A 590-nucleotide genomic window follows, 5' to 3' on the forward strand; every position below is an offset into this window, starting at 1 on the left:
CGAAGACATTGCCCGCGCCCGCGCTGAGTGGCGGGAGGGGATGACGACGCTGGACCCGGACAAGCTTGTCTTCATTGACGAAAGCGGCTTCGACACCAAGATGACCCGCCGTTTCGGGCGCGCAGCGCGTGGGGCGCCCTGCGTCGGCGCAGTCCCGCATGGCCACTGGCGCAACAACACATTCATCGCGGGTCTGCGCAGTGACCGGATCGACGCCCCGATGCTCATCGAGGGCGCGATGGACGGGGACGCATTCTGCGCCTGGGTCGAACAGATGCTCGCGCCAACCCTGCGCGAGGGCGATATTGTGATCCCGTGACAACCTCAGCGTCCACAAGAACGCCAAGGCCCGCGCCGCCATCGAAGCGCGCGGTGCAAAGCTGCGCTTCCTGCCGGCCTATTCGCCAGACCTCAACCCTATCGAGATGGTGTTCGCCAAGCTCAAGGATAGCGTGAGAAGCGCCGCCGCCCGATGCGCCGACACCCTATGCCGCGCCATCGCATCCGCCCTCGCAGCATTCACCCCAGAGGAATGCGCGCGATACCTCCGCCATGCAGGCTATGCGTCAACTTGATCGGGAGTCACTCTA

1 protein-coding gene and 1 pseudogene are annotated in these 590 nt (G+C 65.1%); both read left to right on the forward strand.

Going from position 1 to position 590, the window contains the following annotated elements:
• A partial coding sequence (locus HUK65_RS19060) for a transposase (protein WP_268839504.1) occupies window positions 1-319 on the forward strand: 319 nt, incomplete at its 5' end.
• A gap of 10 nt (window positions 320-329) precedes the next feature.
• A pseudogene (locus tag HUK65_RS19260) lies at window positions 330-575 on the forward strand (transposase); the annotation flags it as partial.
• Window positions 576-590: the final 15 nt, after the last annotated feature.

The organism is Rhabdonatronobacter sediminivivens (genome assembly GCF_013415485.1).
GTDB classification, from domain to species: domain Bacteria; phylum Pseudomonadota; class Alphaproteobacteria; order Rhodobacterales; family Rhodobacteraceae; genus Rhabdonatronobacter; species Rhabdonatronobacter sediminivivens.